We start from the raw sequence: 17,280 nt of genomic DNA on the forward strand, positions 1-17,280 counted from the left end.
ATTCGCTTTCAGCGAATCATCGGCACGACGCCGCATGCACGCCGGCGCGATCAGCCCTTCTCGAGGTTCCAGTAGAACAGCGCCGGTCCCGGCAGCACCCCGCGCAACTCGGTGCGATGCGCGATGACGCTGCGGTACTGGCCGAGCGGGATCAGCGTGACGATCTCGTTGTGCAGCTTCTCCAGCTGCTTGAGGATGCTGGTCCGCTTCGCCGGGTCCGCTTCGAAGGTCCAGGCTTCGGTGAGCTGGCCGACGCGCTGGTCGCAGGGCCAGCCGAACCAGGCGGCCTCGCAATGCCGCGCGAAGGTGTTGAGCAGCGGGTTCGAAATTCCGGTGATCGTCGCATTGGTCGTAAAGACGTTCCAGCCGCCATTCGCCGGCGGCTCCCTCGAGGCGCGCTTCTGCACCAGTGCGCTCCAGTCCATCGCCTGCAGGTCCACATTGGCGCCGAGCTTGCGCAGCGCCTCCGCTGTCAGCAGTGCCGGCGGGTGCAGGACGGCGTTGTCGGCGGGATCCATCACCACGATCGGGCGGCCGTCATAGCCGGAGGCGCGGAGCAGTTCCGTCGCCTTGGCGAGATCCTGCTCCGGCCAGCCCAGCGTGTCGAACTGCGCCGGCTCGTCGGCGGTGCAGCCGAACAGCGCGGCGCATTCGCGCCACGGCGTGCGGTCGCCCGCGGTGGCGTTCATGTAGTCCGACTGCTTGATCGCGCCCATCAGCGCGCGCCGCGCGCGGACATCGTTGAAGGGCGGGTGCAGCTGGTTCAGCACGGTGAAGAGCTGGTAGCCGAGCGGATCGTTCGGCGCGACGCGCACGCCGCGCGAACGCTGCAGCATCGTCACCAGGTCCGGGGCGGGCGATTCCAGCAGGTCGAACTCGCCGGCGACCAGGCCGTTCGCCGCCGTCGCGGCATCCGGCGTGTAGATGGATTCAACGCGGTCCACCTTCACCACCTTACCGCCGGCGGCCTGGCTCGCCGGTTCGTCGCGCGGTACGTAGCGGGCGAACTTCTCGTAGACCACCTTCACGCCCGGCACCCATTCCTCTCGCACGAAGCGGAAGGGTCCGGAGCCGATCATCTCGGTGACCTGGGTGTTCGGCGCGGTACTGGCCAGCCGTTCGGGCATCATGAAGGGGACGTTGCTGTCGATCTTGCCGAGCGCTTCCAGCACGAAACCGACCGGGCGCTTCAGGCGCAGGCGGAAGGTGCGATCATCCACCGCCGAGAGGTCGTCGGTGATGCTCATCAGCACGCGCCCCATGCCGTCGCGCATGCCCCAGCGGCGGACCGAGGCGACGCAGTCGGCGGCGCGCACCGGCGTGTCGTCGTGCCAGAGCAGGCCTGGGCGCAGCGTGAAGGTGTAGGTCAGCCCGTCGCCGCTGACCTCATGCGCGCCGACCATCTGCGGCTGCGGGCGGTTCTGCGCATCCAGCGAGAACAGCGTGTCCCAGACCATATAGGCATGGTTGCGGGTGATGTAGGCGGTGGTCCAGATCGGATCGAGGGCGCGCAGATCGCCGATCGGCACCGAGCGTATCACCTTCCGCCCGGCCTGCGCGCGGGCCGCCCGGCCCGCAGCGGAAAGCACCAGCGGCGCACCCAGCGCCGCCCCCATCATGTCGCGCCGACGCATCTTCATCATCTCCTCTGCCTCTCCCGCAACGCAGCGTAGACGTCGCGCGCGGCACGGTTCAAGCTTCGCGTGACCGGTGGAGGGATTGGGCAATGACGGGTGCGACGCTGTTCCGGAATCTTGACTGGGCGGTAACCTGGGATGCGGTGACGCAGGGCCACGCCTATCGTCGTGGCGTGGACGTGCTGCTGCGCGAGGGCCGCATCGCCACCATCGCCGAGCACGCCGACGATGCACCACTGCCCGAGGGCGCGGAGGTGGTGGACGGGCGCGGCATGCTGCTGATGCCGGGCCTGGTCAACGTGCACACCCATCCGACGACGGAGCCCGCAACCCGCGGCGTGCGCGAGGATCATGGCGTGCCGGAACAGCAGATGACCGGCCTGTTCGAACGTCTGCAGGCCTTCCGGCTCGACCGCGCGGGGCAGCAGGCGGCGATGCGGCTGGCCTATGCGGAGCTGATGTCGGCCGGCGTGACCAGCGTGGTGGACCTGACCAGCCCCTTCGAGGGCTGGATGGACATCATGCGGGAGAGCGGCATGCGCGTCTGGGCCGGGCCCGGCTACGCCAGCGCGCGCTGGGGCATGGAGGCGCCGCAGACGGTTACCTGGGAATGGGACCAGGCGGCCGGCCGCCGTGGCTTCCAGCGGGCGCAGGCGGTGATGGCGGAGGTCGAGGCGGAGCCCTCCGGCCGGCTGTCCGGCATCGTCTTCCCGGCGCAGATCGACACCGTGGAGGAGGATCTGCTGCGCGATTCCATCGCCTTCGCGCAGGAGACCGGGCGGCCCTTCACCACGCATATCTCGCAGGCCGTGGTGGAGGTGCGGGAGATGATCCGCCGGCACGGCGAGACCTCGATCCAGTTCGCCGCACGCCTCGGGCTGCTGACGCCGCGCACCATCCTCGGCCATGCGATCTTCCTCGACGAGCATCCCTCGATCGGCTGGCATGGCGCGCGCGACCTGGCGCTCATGGCGGAGCACGGCGTGGCGGTGGCGCATTGCCCCTCGCCCTTCGCACGCTATGGCGAGCATCTGAAGCACTTCGGGAAGTATTCCGCCCGCGGCGTACGGATGGCGATGGGCACGGATTGCGCGCCGCACAACCTGATCGAGGAGATGCGGCTGGCGATCCTGCTGGCGCGCAACGCCGTGCGCGACATCTCGGCGGCGGATACCTCGGCGGTGTTCCACGCCTGCACCATCGGTGGCGCCGATGCGCTCGGGCGTCCGGATCTCGGGCGGCTGGCGGCGGGCGGGCGCGCCGATGTCGTGCTGGTGGACACGCGCCACCCGCTGATGTCGCCGCCACGCGACCCGCTGCGCAGCCTGGTGTTCCACGCCGCCGACCGGGCGGTGAAGCGCGTCTATGTGGACGGGCGATGCGTGTTTGCCGACGGGCGGCCGGTCTTCCTGGACACCTCGGAAGCGGCGGGGATCCTCGCGGAGTCGCAGGCGCGGATGCTGCGGGATGCGTCGCAGCACGATTATCGCGGGCGCGATGGGGATACGATCGCGCCGCTATCGCTGCCGGTGCATTGAGCGCGTGCGGCTCCCTCCGCCCCCTGCGGCGGAGGGAGCCGGCGCCATTCACGCCTGGGCGAAGCCGGGCGGGACTTCGAGGTCCGGCCGCTCGGCGAAAAGCTTGGCCCAGGCGGTGCGGCCGATGCGGTCGGCCTCGCGGACGATGTGCGCCTCATCCATCGTGAGCACTTCGCCCTCGCGCATGATCCAGCGCCCGTCCACCATGACGGATTGCACATCCGCCGCCTGACCCTGGTGCACGAAGCCGGACACCAGGCGCATCAGCGGCACCAGATGGGCGCGGTCGGTGCGGATCATGATCAGGTCGGCGCGGTTGCCCTGCGCAAGCCAGCCACCATCCGGCACGCCGCAGGCGCGGTAGCCGTTGCGCGTGGCCCAGGCGAGCGCCTGCTCGGGCGTCGGCTGGCGGCCATCCTCGCGGCGGATGCGCTCCATGAACAGGCCGGTGCGCATCACCTCCACCATGTCCTCCGCCATGTTGTCGGTGCCCATGGCGATGTTGCAGCCCTCCGCCTCCAGCACCGAGATGCGCGGGCTGAGGCCGCGGCGCGCGGCGATCGCCGAGTTGAACGCCACCGAGACGCGGGCGGCGCCGAGCAGCTTCTCCTCGCGGTGTTCCATGCAGCGGCAATGCGCGGCGACCAGGCGGTCATGCAGGAAACCGAGGCTTGCGAGGTATTCGGTGGGCAGCATGCCGTCGCGCTGCGCCTGCACCGCCGCGACCTCGCCCCAGATCTGGTTGAGGTGGATGGTGCAGAGCGTGTCCAGCTTCTGCTGCAATGCACGCAACCGGCGCAGCAGCTCCGGCGAGCACATGTCGGGCGCCCAGGCGGCGACACCGACACTGATCCGACCCTCGCCCGCGCCGTGCCAACGCGCATGCAGCCGCTCGATGCGGGCGATCCCCGCCTCGGCGAGGCGTTCCGAGACGGTGAAGGGCGTGGGGTCGCCGATGGATGCACCCTCGCGGTCCCAGGCGCGCTCGGCGAGCACCATGCGCAGGCCGGTGGCGACCATCTGCGGCGCGTAGCTCTCGATGTTGAAGCCGTCCTCCAGCACCAGCGTGGTGCCGCTGCGGATCGCCTCCAGCGCACCGAGCTGGCACATCACCGCATTCTCCTCGGCTGTGAGGGGCGGCAGCGGCAGCGGCGAGAGGCCGCCGCAGAAGGGCGGCTTGTGCGGCGGCGAGAGATCCTCGTAGACGCCGCGCGCCAGCGTCAGGCCGAAATGCGTGTGGGTGTTGGCGAAGCCGGGCATGACGGCGCGGTTCGTGCCATCCACCTGCTCGGCCTGCGGGAAGCGGGCGCGGATCTCGGCGCTCGGGCCGATGGCGGCGATGCGGCGACCCTCGATGGCGATGGCGGCGTCATGGTGGATGGCGCCGTCGGCGTCGCCGGTGACCACCGTGGTGCTGTGGATGACGACCGTCATGGCCCGACCCCCTCCGTGCTGGATCGGGCAAGTCTATACCGGTTGGCGCCCGGCGGCACCGCGGACGTCGCGGTGCGTGGAAAGCAGGGCCCGGCGCCCCGGCCTCAGCTCTCCCGGATCCGGTAAACGGCGGGGGCGACCAGCGCCACGGCGAGCAAGGCGTAGGACAATTCGCGCAGGTTGCCCATCGCCCAGGCGAGCACGACGCCGAGGACCGCCATCAGCAGCAGGGCAAGGGTGAAGAAGGCATCGGCCACGCGCACCAGGGTTTCGGTCGGCATCGTCTTGTCATCGCTCCCGCCGGGCGGGCGCCGGCAAGTGCCGGACGACCCGGCACCCGCTGTCGGCGTCAGCCGCAGTATGGAAGCGTCAAGCAAAGTTGATGCCGCGGGCGTAAAAAACATCATTTCAGTACTTTGTAGGGTTGGCCGTCGGCACCGGGCCATGGAGTTGTAAAGTTCTCCAACAGGTCGCCCCGCGGCCGTATCGGAAGGAAGGTCACCCTCGCGGCTGGTATGAAGCCAGGTCTGTTTCAATCGACGGGGGAGGCCGCACCTGCGCGAAGTGTGACGCTAGCCTCCGCTTGTCGCCACCAGCCAGACGCCGAGCGCGACCAGCGCCGTCCCGGCCAGCTTCCTTGCCGTCAACGGCTCTCCCAGCGCCAGGCAGCCGAGCGCCATGGTCAGCAGGAAGCCGAGTGAGACGAAGGCGTAGGCGAGGGAAACCGGCACCCGCGCAAGGACGAACAGCCAGACGATCGCGCCGACACCGTAAAGCCCGAGGCCCGCGACCACGCCCGGCGAGGTCCCGATCGCCCATGCCACAGGCCAGGCCCCGCCCTCGGACAGCGCCAGTTGCACGGGCGGGCGGCTCATGCCGAAGCGCAGCAGCACCTGCGCCAGCGCCGACATCGCGACACTGCCGACGATCATGGCCAGCAGCGTGGTTCCGAGTTGCACCCGATCGCCTCCCGTCACCCGCGGACTGCCGCCGGCAGGCCCGCCCAGGCCAGGACGGCCACGCCGCCGAGGCAGGCCAGCACCGCCCAGGAGACCCAGTCGCGCGACGCATAGACGATCGGATCGTCATGCATGTAGCCGCGTGCCGTTGAGAGCCAGAGCCGGCACTGCCAGAACAGCAGCAGGGGCACCGCCGCCCACAGCAACGCCGGTTCCGCATAGGCCAGCGAGGCGGTCTCCGACTGCACGTAGAGCAGCAGCACGACCGCCGAGGTGAAGGTGGCGCCGGCGCCGAAGGTCTGCAGCATGGCAGCGTCCTCGGCCATGTAGCCGCGCCGGGCCGCCCAGCCCCCCCGCTTCGCCTGCAGGCGCTGCAGTTCCGAGACGCGCTTGATCAACGCCAGGCTGAGAAAGATGAAGCCCGAAAAGCCGAGCAGCCAGAGCGAAACCGGGTGCCCGCTCGCCTCGCCACCGCCGAACAGGCGGATGGTGTAGAGGCCGGCCAGCATGAACACGTCCACCAGCGGCTGCTCCTTGAGCACCAGGCTGTAGGCGATCGAGGCAACGGCATAGGCCAGCAGGATGGGCAGGGCGCCGGCCATCCATCCCAGAAGCGCCCCACCCAGGATCAGCAGCGGCGCCATCATCATGCCGGTCGCGACCCCGATCGCGCCGCTGGCGAAGGGACGGCGCGACTTCCGCGGATGGGCGCGATCGGCAGCCAGGTCCGAGATGTCGTTGACCACGTAGATGCCGGACGCCATCAGGCAGAAGGCCGCCATCGCGGTCAGCGCCCCGGCCCAGCCGGCGAGGCCGAGATCCGCGGCGGCCAGGGGCGGCACGAGGCACAGCGCGTTCTTCAGCCATTGGTGCGGCCGCAGCGCCTTCAGCATCGCCCGCGGCCTGCCGCCAGGGCCATGGTCCTCCAGCACCGCCAGGACCAGGCCCTGCGCCTCGGCCCGCCGCCGCACGTGCCCCGGCGCGTTGACCACGATGGCGCCGGCGGCGGACCTCCAGACCGGCAGGTCGCTGGCGTCATTGCCGAGATAAACGAAGCCACGGTGGCCGAAGCGCGCCTCCAGCGCCGCGGCCTTGCGTGCGCCGCGCAGGTTGTCGTCGCCCCTGGTGGCGATCACCTCGTCGAACAGGCCGAGATGCGCGGCGATCCGGTCCGCGATGCGATGATGTGCGGCGGTGCAAAGGACGATCCGCTGCCCGGCCGCGCGCGCCTGTTCCAGATGGTCCAGGACGGCCCGGCTGTAGGGCAGGGTTGCCGGGTCGAAGGTCCAGGCCTCGGCCGCGGCAAGCTTCATCGCGGCCTTTCCGCGGCGCAGCGCAGTCAACAGGCGCAGCAATGCCGCCGGGCCGGCCATGGCGGCGCTAAGGGCGGCCTCATGCAGCGTGTCCACCCGCAGCAGGGTCCCATCCATGTCCACGCACAGGGGCAAGTCGATGCAAGCGGCCGCACCCGATACCGGTGCGGCCCCTTCGATCTGCTGATGCACGCGCTGACCTCCGCGGCCGTGATGCCTTACGCCATACCGCTCTCTATGCGAGAATAACGCCACGCGCGAGAAGCGAAGTGGGGATTTGGTGGATATTGGCGAACCGGCAGCCATCCATCCGGCTTCCGGACAGGAGCCCGGACAGGAGCAATGAGCGCCCCTAGAACCTCCACGATCCGCCGGGAGGCGGCTGCCGGCACGGCCGGCGCCGCCCGCTTCGCTGAACTGCTGGCCGTTCTGCTGGCGGCGCTCCTGGGGGCCGTGCTGCTGTTCCTGACTGCGCCGACGGCGGGAGAGTTCTGGTGGAGCGACGCCCCGCGCCACGGCCTGAACGGGGTGTTCGTCCGCGACCTGGTCGCGGCGATGCCGTGGCGGGACCCGGTCGGCTACGCGATGCAGTACTACGTCCAGTACCCGGCGCTGACCATTCTATTCTACCCGCCGCTGTTCTACGCAATATCCGCCGTGATCTTCGCCGTGTTCGGCTTCTCCCATGCGGTAGCGCTGGGCGCCGTGCTCGCGCATTACGTGGTGCTGGCAGTCGGCCTGCACCTGCTGGCGCGGCGCTTCATGGGGCCGGGCCTGGCGCTGGCGGTCGCGATGCTTGCGATGGCGGCGCCCGGCATTGCCCTGTGGGGCCGGCAGGTCATGCTGGAAGTGCCGAGCATGGCCTTCGCGGTCTGGGCCATGCTGATGCTGCGTGGCTACGCCGCCGGCGGACCGGTCTGGCGGCTGGCCCTCGGCCTGTTCCTGCTGCTCTGCGCCATCTACACGAAGTTCAGCGCCGTGTTCCTGATCCCGGTGGCGGGGCTGATGCTGCTGGCGGCCGACCCGCGCCGGGCGTTGACGCGGCGCGCGCACTGGCTTGCGGCGCTGGCCTTCCTTGTCGCGCTCGCGCCGGCCGTGCTGCTGACGCTGAAGTTCGGCGCCGCCAATCTGCAGTCGGTCACCTCCATCCCGGACGCCCCGGTGGCGCGCTGGACCCTGGAGGGCTGGACCTGGTACGCGCGCGCCCTGCCGGGGTTGCTGGGCTGGCCGCTGCTCGCCGCATCGCTGGCGGGACTGCTGCTGGCGCTGCGGCGAACGGAGGGGGCTGACGGGCCCGCGCACCGGGCCGACCTCGCCCTCCTTCTTGGCTGGATCGGCATCGGCTACGTCTTCCTCTCCTACATAGACCTGAAGGAGGCGCGGCACGCCACGTTGCTCCTGCCGCCATTCCTCATCGCGGCCGGGATCGCAGCCAAGGCGCTGCCGCGCGCGCCGCGGCTGGCGGCACCTGCTGCGGCCGGGCTGCTCGCTGCCACCGCCGCCATCACCCTCTGGCGTGTGCCGGTGCCCTTCCATGACGGCTATCGCGAGGCAGCCGAATGGATCGGGCAGAACGCGCCGCCGAATGCCATCGTCGTCTTCTCCGGGAAGCGCGACGGGTCGTTCGTGTTCAGCATGCGAGCCAATGCCGATCGCCGACCGGACATCTTCACGGTGCGCGCGGACAAGCTGCTGCTGAGCATCTCCGTGCGGCGGCAGATCGGCGTCACCCAGCGCTCACTGAGCGAGGAGGAGATCGGCGCGCTGCTCGACCGGGTCGGCGCGACCCACATCGTCGCACAGTCCGACTTCTGGACCGACCTGGAGGTGATGGACCGCCTCCAGCGGGTCCTGCGCTCCCCCCGGTTCGTCGAGGTCGCGCGGATTCCAGTGCGCAGCAACCAGCCAGAGGAGGATCGCGAGCTTCGGATCTACCGCAACACGAACGAGGTCGCACCGGCCGAGTCCAGGCTTTCGATCGACCTTCCGATCATCGGCCGCAGCGTCCAGGGCAACGTGCCGTCCGGGCGGTGATGCCGTTCCCCTCGCCGGTCGGGCGCTTCGCTGATCCGGCCCTTGCGAGCCTGGCGATGGGCCGGCCAAGCGCCTGCCCACGCGGCCTCGCGGCACGCCAAGGCGACGGCCACGGGCGCACCACCACCTTCCTCGCCGGCCTGCGCAGCACCGGCTTCATCGCACCCCTCGTGCTGGACGGGGTGAGGACCGGCGAGGTCCTCCGCGCCTATGTCCAACGGCCTTCCGGCCCGGGAGCATTTCCAGACGAGGCACTACGGCCGCCATCCAGATCGTCGCGCTACAACTCACCTTCTCCCCGCTTCCCGTGGACGCCGGTGTGCCGGTGCCGGCCACCACCGCAGTCAGGGACGGCCAACGATCAGCCCTGCGCCCTTATGTGCCACTGCGAGCACGGTGGCGTTGATGTTGCAGACCGGGATGTCCGGAAACACCGACGCATCCACGACACGAAGCCGCTCGATTCCGCGCAGCCGGAGCTCGGGATCGAGCGGCGCGCCACTCCCGGCCGTGCCCATGCGCACGGTGCCGCAGGGGTGATACACGGTGCCGCCGGTCGCTGCCGCAAAGTCCGCAAGTTCAGAATCGGTCTGGAGCGCTACGCCGGGACTGACCTCCCCGACCACGATCCCCTGCAGCGGCGCCGCCCCCATCCAGCGCCGCGCGAGGCGGATGCCGCGGGCGATCGCTGACCGGTCCTCCGGCGCGGTCAGGAACCGCGGCGCGATCACCGGTGCATCCTCCGGCCGTGGCGAGGCCAGCGCGACGCTGCCGCGCGAGAGCGGACGCGTCTGCCAGACGCCGAGCGTCAGGCCCGGGCTGCGCTCCGGCACGCCGATGCGGCCGGCCTCCCAGGACACCGGACCGCCGTTGAACTGGATGTCAGGCGCCTCGAGGCCTGGCAGCGTGCGGGCGAAGACGGCGACCATGCCGGGCGACCAGGTGAGCACGCCGTCGCCGCGCAGCAGCCAGCGCGAAACCTCGGCCGCAAGCCGCGGCCACGCGATACGGCGATTGGCCGACCAGCGATGGTCCGAGAGCCGGTAGGTAAGGCGCGCGATGTAGTGGTCCTGCAGGTTCTGCCCGATGGCGGGCACGTCGCGCAGCACGGCGATGCCGAGGTCGCGCAGCTGCTCCGCGGGGCCGAACCCCGAGAGCATCAGCAACTGCGGCGAGCCGATGGCACCGGCCGACAGGATCACCTCGCTGCGTGCCCGGATCACCTGCTCCGCCCCCATGCGGCGAATGGCGACGCCGACTGCCCGGCCATCCTCGACGACGATGCGCAGCGCGAGGGCGCGGTCGAACAGCGCAACGCCCCGCCTGAGCGCCGGGCGAAGGAAGGCGCTGGCCGCCGAATGGCGCGCGCGGCCGCGGCGCGTCTGCTGGAAGGTGGAGAAGCCCTCTCTCACGGGTCCGTTCATGTCGCGTGGCGTCGGCAACCCGATCGCCGCGGCCGCGTCGCGCATGCGCGCCACCAGCGGCGGAACCTCGGCCAGGTGCGAAACCGAGAGCGCGCCGTCGCGACCCCGGTGGGGGCCGACCTCCTCGGCACGCTCATAGGCGGCGAAGTGCGGCGCGAGGTCCGACCAGGACCAGCCGGTGCAGCCCTTCTGCGCCCAGAGGTCGTAGTCCGACGGGTCACCCCAGACATGGCCGAGCCCGTTGATCGCGGAGGAGCCGCCGAGCACGCGCCCACGCGGGTAGTCGAGGGCGCGGTTGGCCGTCGCGGGATCTGGCGCTGTGCGGTAGCCCCAGGTCAGCGTCGGGTGCGCGAGGATCCGGGCGTAGCCGGCCGGGATGTGCAGCCATGGATGGCGGTCCCGCCCGCCGGCCTCGATCACCGCAACCGAGCGGCCGTCAGCCGAGAGCCGGTCGGCCAGCAGGCAGCCGGCACTGCCGGCGCCGACGATGACGTGATCGAATTCCATGGAAGCGATGGCAGCACAGGGCCCGCCTCGGCTCAACCGCCCATGATTGCGCCCATGCTTGCGAGGGGGCGCCACGATTGCGAAGGTGGCTGCCCGATGCGGAAGGAAGGCAGGCCATGAGCACCGCCAACGCGATCCGAAACGCCGACCTCGAGGGCGCACTGGCCGAAGCGCGTGAGACCTATACGCGCCGTCGTCCGGAGAGCCTCGCGCGGCATGTGGAGGCGGCCGCGGTCATGCCCGGCGGAAACACGCGCAGCGTGCTCTACCACGGTCCCTTTCCCTTCGCCGTCGTCCATGGCGAGGGCTGCCGGATCCGCGACGCCGACGGGCTGGAGTACGTAAACCTGATCGGGGAGTACACGGCGGGGCTGTTCGGGCATTCGCATCCCGCCATCCGCGCTGCGATCTCGCGCGCGCTCGACACCGGACTGAACCTCACGGCACACAACCTGCTCGAGGCGAAGCTTGCCCGCCTGGTCTGCGAGCGCTTCCCGTCGGTCGAGAGCGTGCGCTTCACGAATTCGGGCACCGAGGCCAATCTGCTCGCGGTCGCCACGGCGAAGATCGCCACGGGGCGCGGCACGATTCTCGCCATGCAGGGCGGCTATCATGGCGGGCTGATGACCTTCGCCGGCGGCGGCAATCCCGTGAACGTGCCCCACAAGGCGGTGCTCTGCGAGTTCAACGACATCGCCGGCGCGGAGCGCCTGGCGCGCGAGAATGCCGCCGACTTGGCCGCCATCCTGCTGGAACCCATGCTCGGCGGCGGCGGCTGCATCCCGGCGACCGACGCGTTCCTGGCTGCCCTGAGGCGCCTCGCCGACGAGACGGGCGCGGTGCTCATCTTCGACGAGGTGATGACCAGCCGCCTCTCGCCGGGCGGGCTGCAGCAGGCGACGGGCGTGATCCCCGACTTGACCACCCTCGGAAAATACATCGGCGGCGGGATGTCCTTCGGTGCGTTCGGCGGGAAGCAGGCGCTGATGGCGATCTTCGATCCAAGGCGGCCGGATGCGATCCCGCACGCCGGCACCTTCAACAACAACACGCTCACCATGTCCTGCGGCATCACCGCGCTATCCGAGCTCTATCCGCCGGAGAAGGCGGTGGAGCTGAACGCGCGCGGCGATGCGCTGCGGGAGCGGCTGAATGCGGCGATCCGCAGCCGCGGCCTGCCCGCGCAGGTGACCGGCCGCGGTTCGATGATGGCCTTCCACTTCACCGACCAGCCGCTGCGCAACGCGACGGAGGTCGGCGCCGCCAACCAGAAGCTGAAGGAGCTGCTGTTCCTCGACCTGCTGGAGCGCGGCTACTACATCGCGCGCCGCGGCATGATCGCCTTGTCGCTGATGGTGGGCGATGCCGAGTGCGACGGTTTCGTCGGCGCCGTCGAGGAATGGCTCGACCTGCGCGCCCCGATGATGACAGCCTGAAGGCGGGGTCCGGGGGCCGCCTCCGGCCCCCGGTGGAGGGTGCGGGAGGCAGCGCCTCCCGCCGATTCAGACGAAGGTGAGCAGCCGCTTCGGATTGCCCACCATGATCCTGTTGATCTCGTCCTGGCTGAAGCCGCGCTTCGCCATGTGCGGCAGCACCTTCTTGTAGATATGCGCATAGCCGTGGCCGCCGAACTCGCTGAGGCGGATCACGTGGCAGATGTCGTGGCTGATCACGACCTGTTCGCCATGCCCGCGGTCGAACACCTTGCGCATGTCGCGGATGCGCGCGCCGTCGTTCGGCATGTCGATGTCGGCTAGGCCGTAATAGGTGCCTTCCTGCCCGAACAGGTCCCATTCCAGGATCACGCCCGCATCGGCGAGGCGGAACAGCCGGTCGTCGTCGAAGATGGTGCGGTCGATGTGGTCGATGATCACGCGCGAGAGGTCCGCGCGGTGCGCGCGCAGGAACTCCACCAGCATCCAGGGATGGTCCTGGTGCCGCGCCGGGTGGATGTGAAGCGCCGCGCCGGTTTCCTGCTGCGCCAGGCAGGCGGCAGCCAGCGTCTTCTTCTCGAGGTCGGTCCAGGGCCACTGGCAGCCGATCTCGCCGAGGATGCCGGAGCGGACGTTGGTGCCCCAGGCTCCGAGTTGCACCGCGTCCACCATCTCCTGCGCGAGCTCGTCCACGCTGCGCTCCGCGTTGCGCGGATCCTGGTAGTCGTGGACGTAGTGGCCGCAGCCCATGACGATGTTGGCGCCGGTCGCGCGCGCGACCTGCGCCAGGCCCTCGGGATCGGGCCTGATGCCGCCGATGGTGAGCTCGACGATGCACCTGCCGCCATGCTCGATCACCTCGGCCACGGCGCGCGTGGCGATGCCGACGTCGCGCTGGGTGGTGTTGCGGATGTCCGGATCCACCCAGTTCGCCAGGTTCCACCAATGCGCCGTGTCCACGCCGGGCGGCACCGGGCCCTTGCGCAGCGGCGGCGGCGTCAGGTCCCAGATCAGGTGCTCGTGGAACAGCGTGGAGCCGAGCGCCGCCGGGTCGAGAAGGCCCAGCACGGTCTGGGCCTTCCCCTTCATTTCGCTCCGCGTCAGACGCGCCATCGGCTCATGCCTTCCTGACGTTCCAGGGATAGGGCGAGGTGCCCTTCAGCACGCCGGTGAGGCCGCGATGGGCGGTGCGGATGAAGAACTGGCCGACCGGCAGGATGGGCGCTTCCTCGAAGCTCTCCTTCTGGATCTCGCCGGCGATCCGCATCTGCTCTTCCGGCGTCGCGGCCAGCAGCCACTCCGCTGCGAGCCGCTCCACGCGGTCGTTCTCGTACCAACCGAACCAGCCGCGCTCGCCCCGGCCGCGCAGCGTGGCGTTCACCGCAGGGTTGATGATCGAGATGCTCGGCCACCATGTGTGGAAGATGTTCCAGCCGCCGCTCTCCGGCGGCTCGCGGCTGGCACGGCGCTGCACGACGCTGCCCCAGTCGGTCTCCACCAGCTCCGCATTCATGCCAAGCCGGCGCAGCAGGTCGGCGGTGATCTGCCCGAAGGGGCCGATGGTCGGGAAGTCGGTCGGATTGATGATGACGATGCGCTCGCCCTTGTAGCCGGCATCCGCGATCATGCGGCGCACGCGGTCGAGGTCGCGCGGCACCGCAAGCGGGTTGCCCGGGGTCTCGACGCCATAGGGCGTGCCGCAGGGCCACATGGAATGGCAGGTGCGGAAGGCGTCCGAGTCGTTGCCGGTGACCGCGCGGACATAGTCCTCCTGGTTGATGGCATAGAGAAGCGCATGTCGCAGCTTCGCATTGTTGAAGGGCGGATGCAGGCAGTTGAACCGCGCGATGCCGATATAGCCGAGCGTGTTGGTGATCTCGACCGTGATGCCGCGCGCGCGGCGGAGCACCGGCGTGAGATCGGCGTTGACCTGCTCCCACCAGTCCACCTCCCCGGCCTGCAACGCGGCGGCCGCGGTGGCGCTGTCCGGCATGATGGTCCACTCGACGCGATCGAAATGGGCGACCTTGCCGCCGGCCGTGCGCGAGGGGGGCTCCTGCCGCGGCACGTAGCCGTCGAACTTCGCATAGACGACGCGGCTGCCGGAGACGTACTCGTCCGGCAGGAAGCGGAAGGGGCCGGAGCCTACGACTTCCGGCATCTGCTGGAACGGATCTGTCCGCGCGATGCGCTCAGGCATCATGAAGGGCACCACCGCGGCGGGCTTGGCGAGCGCATCCAGCAGCAGCGGGAAGCGTGTCTTCAGCCTGATGCGGATGGTGCGATCATCGGCGGCCTCCCAGGCATCCACCACGGCGCCGAGCGACTGGCCGAAGGTGTCGCGCCGCGACCAGCGCGCGAGGCTCGCCGCGCAGTCCTTCGCGCGCACCGGCTCGCCGTCGTGGAAGCGCAGGCCCTCGCGCAGCCGGATCAGCCAGGTGCGGCCGTCGTCGGAGACGCTGTGTCCCTCGGCCATCTGCGGCCGGACGGTGAGGTCGTCGGTCAGGCCGTAGAGCGTGTCGAAGACGGTCCAGCCATGGTTCTCGGTGACCGCGGCGGTGGTCCAGATCGGGTCAAGCGAGGTGAGGTTCGCCTGTGGCACGAAGCGCAGCACGCGCGCGTCGGGCGCTCGTTGAGCAAGGGCCGAGCGGCCGGCGCCAATGGCAGCGCCTGCCGCCGCAACCAAGGTGCGGCGATGCAGCATGTTGTCCTCCCCTTCCGGCGGGTTGCAGTCAACCGCCGACGTTGTGTTCGCCTGCAGCGTCATCGCAGGCAGGGCGTGCGGTCAAGCGAAAGCAGCGTGTGCTGGGATCATCCCGGCCAGCCCCTGCCTGCGCGGAGCGCTCCTTGCTGCTGCCACCGCGGGGATCCCCGGCGGGATAGGCACAATAGCGCGCCTCGATCTCCGTCCGCCCGCGCTTCAGAGGCGCATGGACGTCGTTGGCGAGCCGGCGGGCCCCGACGGCGGCTGAGCCCATGGTGTGGATCCTCCGTCCGGTTGGCGCGCCCGTCAGGGATCGGCGAAATGGCAGGCTGCGGCGCGGCCGGCGCCGAGATCGCGCAGCGGGGGGTCATCAACCCGGCAGACCGCCTGGGCCTGCGGACAGCGCGTATGGAAGCGGCAGCCGGATGGCGGTGCGGCCGGGCTCGGCACGTCGCCGACCAGCATGATCCGCTGCCTCGCGGCGCCCGGCCGCGGCACCGGCACCGCTGAGAGCAGCGCGCGCGTATAGGGATGCTTCGGCGCAGCAAAGAGGCTGCGCTTCGGCGCCACCTCCACGATGCGGCCGAGATACATCACCGCAACGCGATCCGAGATGTGTCGCACCACGGAGAGATCGTGCGCGACGAAGAGGTAGGCGAGGCCCATCTCCCGCTGCAGGTCCTTCAGCAGGTTGATGATCTGCGCCTGCACCGAGACATCCAGCGCGGAGACCGGCTCGTCGCATACGACCAGCCTCGGCCTCAGCGCGAGCGAGCGCGCGATCGCGATGCGCTGGCGCTGGCCGCCGGAGAACTCGTGCGGGAAGCGCGCGGCATGTCCCGGCGCCAGGCCGACACGGTCGAGCAGTTCGCGCGTGCGCCGTGCCTGGTTGGCGGCCGGCATGCCTGCGACCTGCATCGGCTCGCGCAGGATCTCTTCCACGCGCATGCGCGGATTCAGGGAGCCGTAGGGATCCTGCGCGATGATCTGGAACTGCGGCCGGAGCGGGCGCAGGCGCCGCTGACCCATCGGGGCGATATCCGTGCCGTTGAAGAGGATGCGCCCTGCCGTCGGCTCCAGCAGACGGACCAGCAGCCGCCCTGTCGTGGACTTGCCGCAGCCGCTCTCGCCGACCAGCCCGAGCGTCTCGCCACCCGCGATGTCGAAGCTGACGCCATCCACCGCGCGCACGGCGCCGGCAGGGCGCAGCCCGAACGCACCCTTGCGGATCGGGAAATGCTTGGTGAGGCCCTGGACGCGCAGCAGGGGCTCGACCGCGACGCTCACGACGCGACCTCCCGCTGCTGCACGGAAGGAATCCGGTAGCCGGTATGCGCGATGCAGGCTGCCTCGTGGTCGGGTGCGAGCCCGAGAAGCGGCGGGTCGATCGTGCGGCAGGGCGGGCGCGCTTGCGGGCAGCGCGGGGCGAAGCGGCAGCCGGGCGGCATGGCATCGGGGCGCGGCACCGTTCCCTCGATGGCGCGCAGGCGCTCCAGATCCTCGTCCATCGGCGGGATGCTCGCCAGCAGCCCCTCCGCGTACGGATGCAAGGGCTGGCGGAACAGCTCGGTGACAGCCGCCCGCTCCACGATGCGGCCGGCATACATCACCACCGCGCGCTGCGCGAACTCCGCCACTACGCCGAGATCGTGCGTGATGAGCATGATCGCCGTGCCGAAATCCCGCTTCAGGCCGGCGAGCAGTTCCAGGATCTGCGCCTGGACGGTCACGTCGAGCGCCGTGGTGGGTTCGTCGGCGATCAGCAGCCGCGGCTGGCAGGACAGCGCCATGGCGATCATGACGCGCTGGCGCATGCCGCCGGACATCTCGTGCGGATAGCTGCCGAGCCGCGCGCGCGCCATTGGGATGCCCACCGTATCCAGCAGCTCCGCCGCACGGTCGAGCGCGGCGCGGCGCGACAGGCCGCGATGGCGCATCAGCGGCTCCGCGATCTGCTCGCCCACGGTGAAGACGGGATTGAGGCTGGTCATCGGCTCCTGGAACACCATGCCGATCTCGCCCCCGCGCACAGCGCGGATCTCCGCATCCGAAAGCGTCAGCAGGTCGCGCCCGCCGAACCGGATGGAGCCCGAGAGGATGTGCGCCCCGCGCCCCGCCAGCCGCAGGATCGACAGCGCCGTGACGCTCTTGCCGCAGCCGCTCTCGCCGACGATGCCGAGCGTCTCGCCCTCCGCCAGGTCGAAGCTGACGCCGTCCACCGCGACCACGCGGCCGCGCTGCGTGTCGAAGGCGACGCGCAGGTCGCGGACGGAGAGGAGAGGCTCGGCCTGCTGCAT

13 protein-coding genes are annotated in these 17,280 nt (G+C 70.3%); 3 read left to right on the forward strand and 10 right to left on the reverse strand.

Annotated elements, in window-relative coordinates; genetic code table 11:
* Positions 1–50: 50 nt before the first annotated feature.
* Positions 51–1,643 (reverse strand): ABC transporter substrate-binding protein, encoded by a 1,593-nt coding sequence (locus ACESM1_RS26200; RefSeq protein WP_372624177.1) that lies wholly within the window; start codon positions 1,641–1,643, stop codon positions 51–53.
* 83 nt (positions 1,644–1,726) lie between these two features.
* Between ACESM1_RS26200 and ACESM1_RS26205 the strand changes: the two genes are divergently transcribed.
* The gene (locus ACESM1_RS26205) at positions 1,727–3,175 is read left to right on the forward strand and encodes an amidohydrolase family protein (RefSeq protein WP_372624178.1); all 1,449 of its coding nucleotides are present in this window, start codon (positions 1,727–1,729) and stop codon (positions 3,173–3,175) included.
* A 48-nt stretch (positions 3,176–3,223) separates the two neighbouring features.
* On the opposite strand, the gene ACESM1_RS26210 is transcribed toward ACESM1_RS26205, so the two are convergent.
* From ACESM1_RS26210 to ACESM1_RS26225, 4 genes are all read right to left on the reverse strand, one after another.
* Positions 3,224–4,609, reverse strand: coding sequence for an amidohydrolase family protein (locus ACESM1_RS26210; RefSeq protein WP_372624179.1), 1,386 nt, complete (start codon positions 4,607–4,609; stop codon positions 3,224–3,226).
* 104 nt (positions 4,610–4,713) lie between these two features.
* Positions 4,714–4,890 (reverse strand): hypothetical protein, encoded by a 177-nt coding sequence (locus ACESM1_RS26215; protein ID WP_372624180.1) that lies wholly within the window; start codon positions 4,888–4,890, stop codon positions 4,714–4,716.
* Between the two features lie 291 nt (positions 4,891–5,181).
* On the reverse strand, positions 5,182–5,568 hold the full coding sequence (locus ACESM1_RS26220) for a small multi-drug resistant family protein (RefSeq protein WP_372624181.1): 387 nt from the start codon (positions 5,566–5,568) through the stop codon (positions 5,182–5,184).
* Positions 5,569–5,582: 14 nt separating this feature from the next.
* Positions 5,583–7,187, reverse strand: a complete 1,605-nt coding sequence (locus tag ACESM1_RS26225) for a UbiA family prenyltransferase (RefSeq protein ID WP_372624182.1) — start codon at positions 7,185–7,187, stop codon at positions 5,583–5,585.
* A 36-nt stretch (positions 7,188–7,223) separates the two neighbouring features.
* On the opposite strand from ACESM1_RS26225, the gene ACESM1_RS26230 reads away from it, so the two are divergent.
* Positions 7,224–8,915 carry an ArnT family glycosyltransferase gene (locus ACESM1_RS26230; RefSeq protein ID WP_372624183.1) on the forward strand — a complete coding sequence of 564 codons (1,692 nt, stop codon included), beginning with the start codon at positions 7,224–7,226 and terminating at the stop codon, positions 8,913–8,915.
* Between the two features lie 344 nt (positions 8,916–9,259).
* On the opposite strand, the gene ACESM1_RS26235 is transcribed toward ACESM1_RS26230, so the two are convergent.
* Complete coding sequence (locus ACESM1_RS26235; RefSeq protein WP_372624184.1) at positions 9,260–10,846, reverse strand: GMC family oxidoreductase; 1,587 nt, start codon at positions 10,844–10,846, stop codon at positions 9,260–9,262.
* Positions 10,847–10,962: 116 nt separating this feature from the next.
* On the opposite strand from ACESM1_RS26235, the gene ACESM1_RS26240 reads away from it, so the two are divergent.
* Positions 10,963–12,282, forward strand: coding sequence for an aspartate aminotransferase family protein (locus ACESM1_RS26240; RefSeq protein ID WP_372624185.1), 1,320 nt, complete (start codon positions 10,963–10,965; stop codon positions 12,280–12,282).
* 66 nt (positions 12,283–12,348) lie between these two features.
* On the opposite strand, the gene ACESM1_RS26245 is transcribed toward ACESM1_RS26240, so the two are convergent.
* From ACESM1_RS26245 to ACESM1_RS26260, 4 genes are all read right to left on the reverse strand, one after another.
* Positions 12,349–13,392: a hypothetical protein gene (locus ACESM1_RS26245; protein WP_372624186.1), complete on the reverse strand. Its 1,044-nt coding sequence runs from the start codon at positions 13,390–13,392 to the stop codon at positions 12,349–12,351.
* 4 nt (positions 13,393–13,396) lie between these two features.
* Positions 13,397–14,983, reverse strand: coding sequence for an ABC transporter substrate-binding protein (locus ACESM1_RS26250; RefSeq protein WP_372624187.1), 1,587 nt, complete (start codon positions 14,981–14,983; stop codon positions 13,397–13,399).
* Positions 14,984–15,289: 306 nt separating this feature from the next.
* Positions 15,290–16,270: an ABC transporter ATP-binding protein gene (locus ACESM1_RS26255; RefSeq protein ID WP_372624188.1), complete on the reverse strand. Its 981-nt coding sequence runs from the start codon at positions 16,268–16,270 to the stop codon at positions 15,290–15,292.
* Positions 16,267–17,280, reverse strand: coding sequence for an ABC transporter ATP-binding protein (locus ACESM1_RS26260; RefSeq protein WP_372624189.1), 1,014 nt, complete (start codon positions 17,278–17,280; stop codon positions 16,267–16,269). Before ACESM1_RS26260 ends, ACESM1_RS26255 begins: the two co-directional genes overlap by 4 nt.

It is taken from the genome of Falsiroseomonas sp. (assembly GCF_041690465.1).
In the GTDB taxonomy this organism is placed as follows: domain Bacteria; phylum Pseudomonadota; class Alphaproteobacteria; order Acetobacterales; family Acetobacteraceae; genus Falsiroseomonas.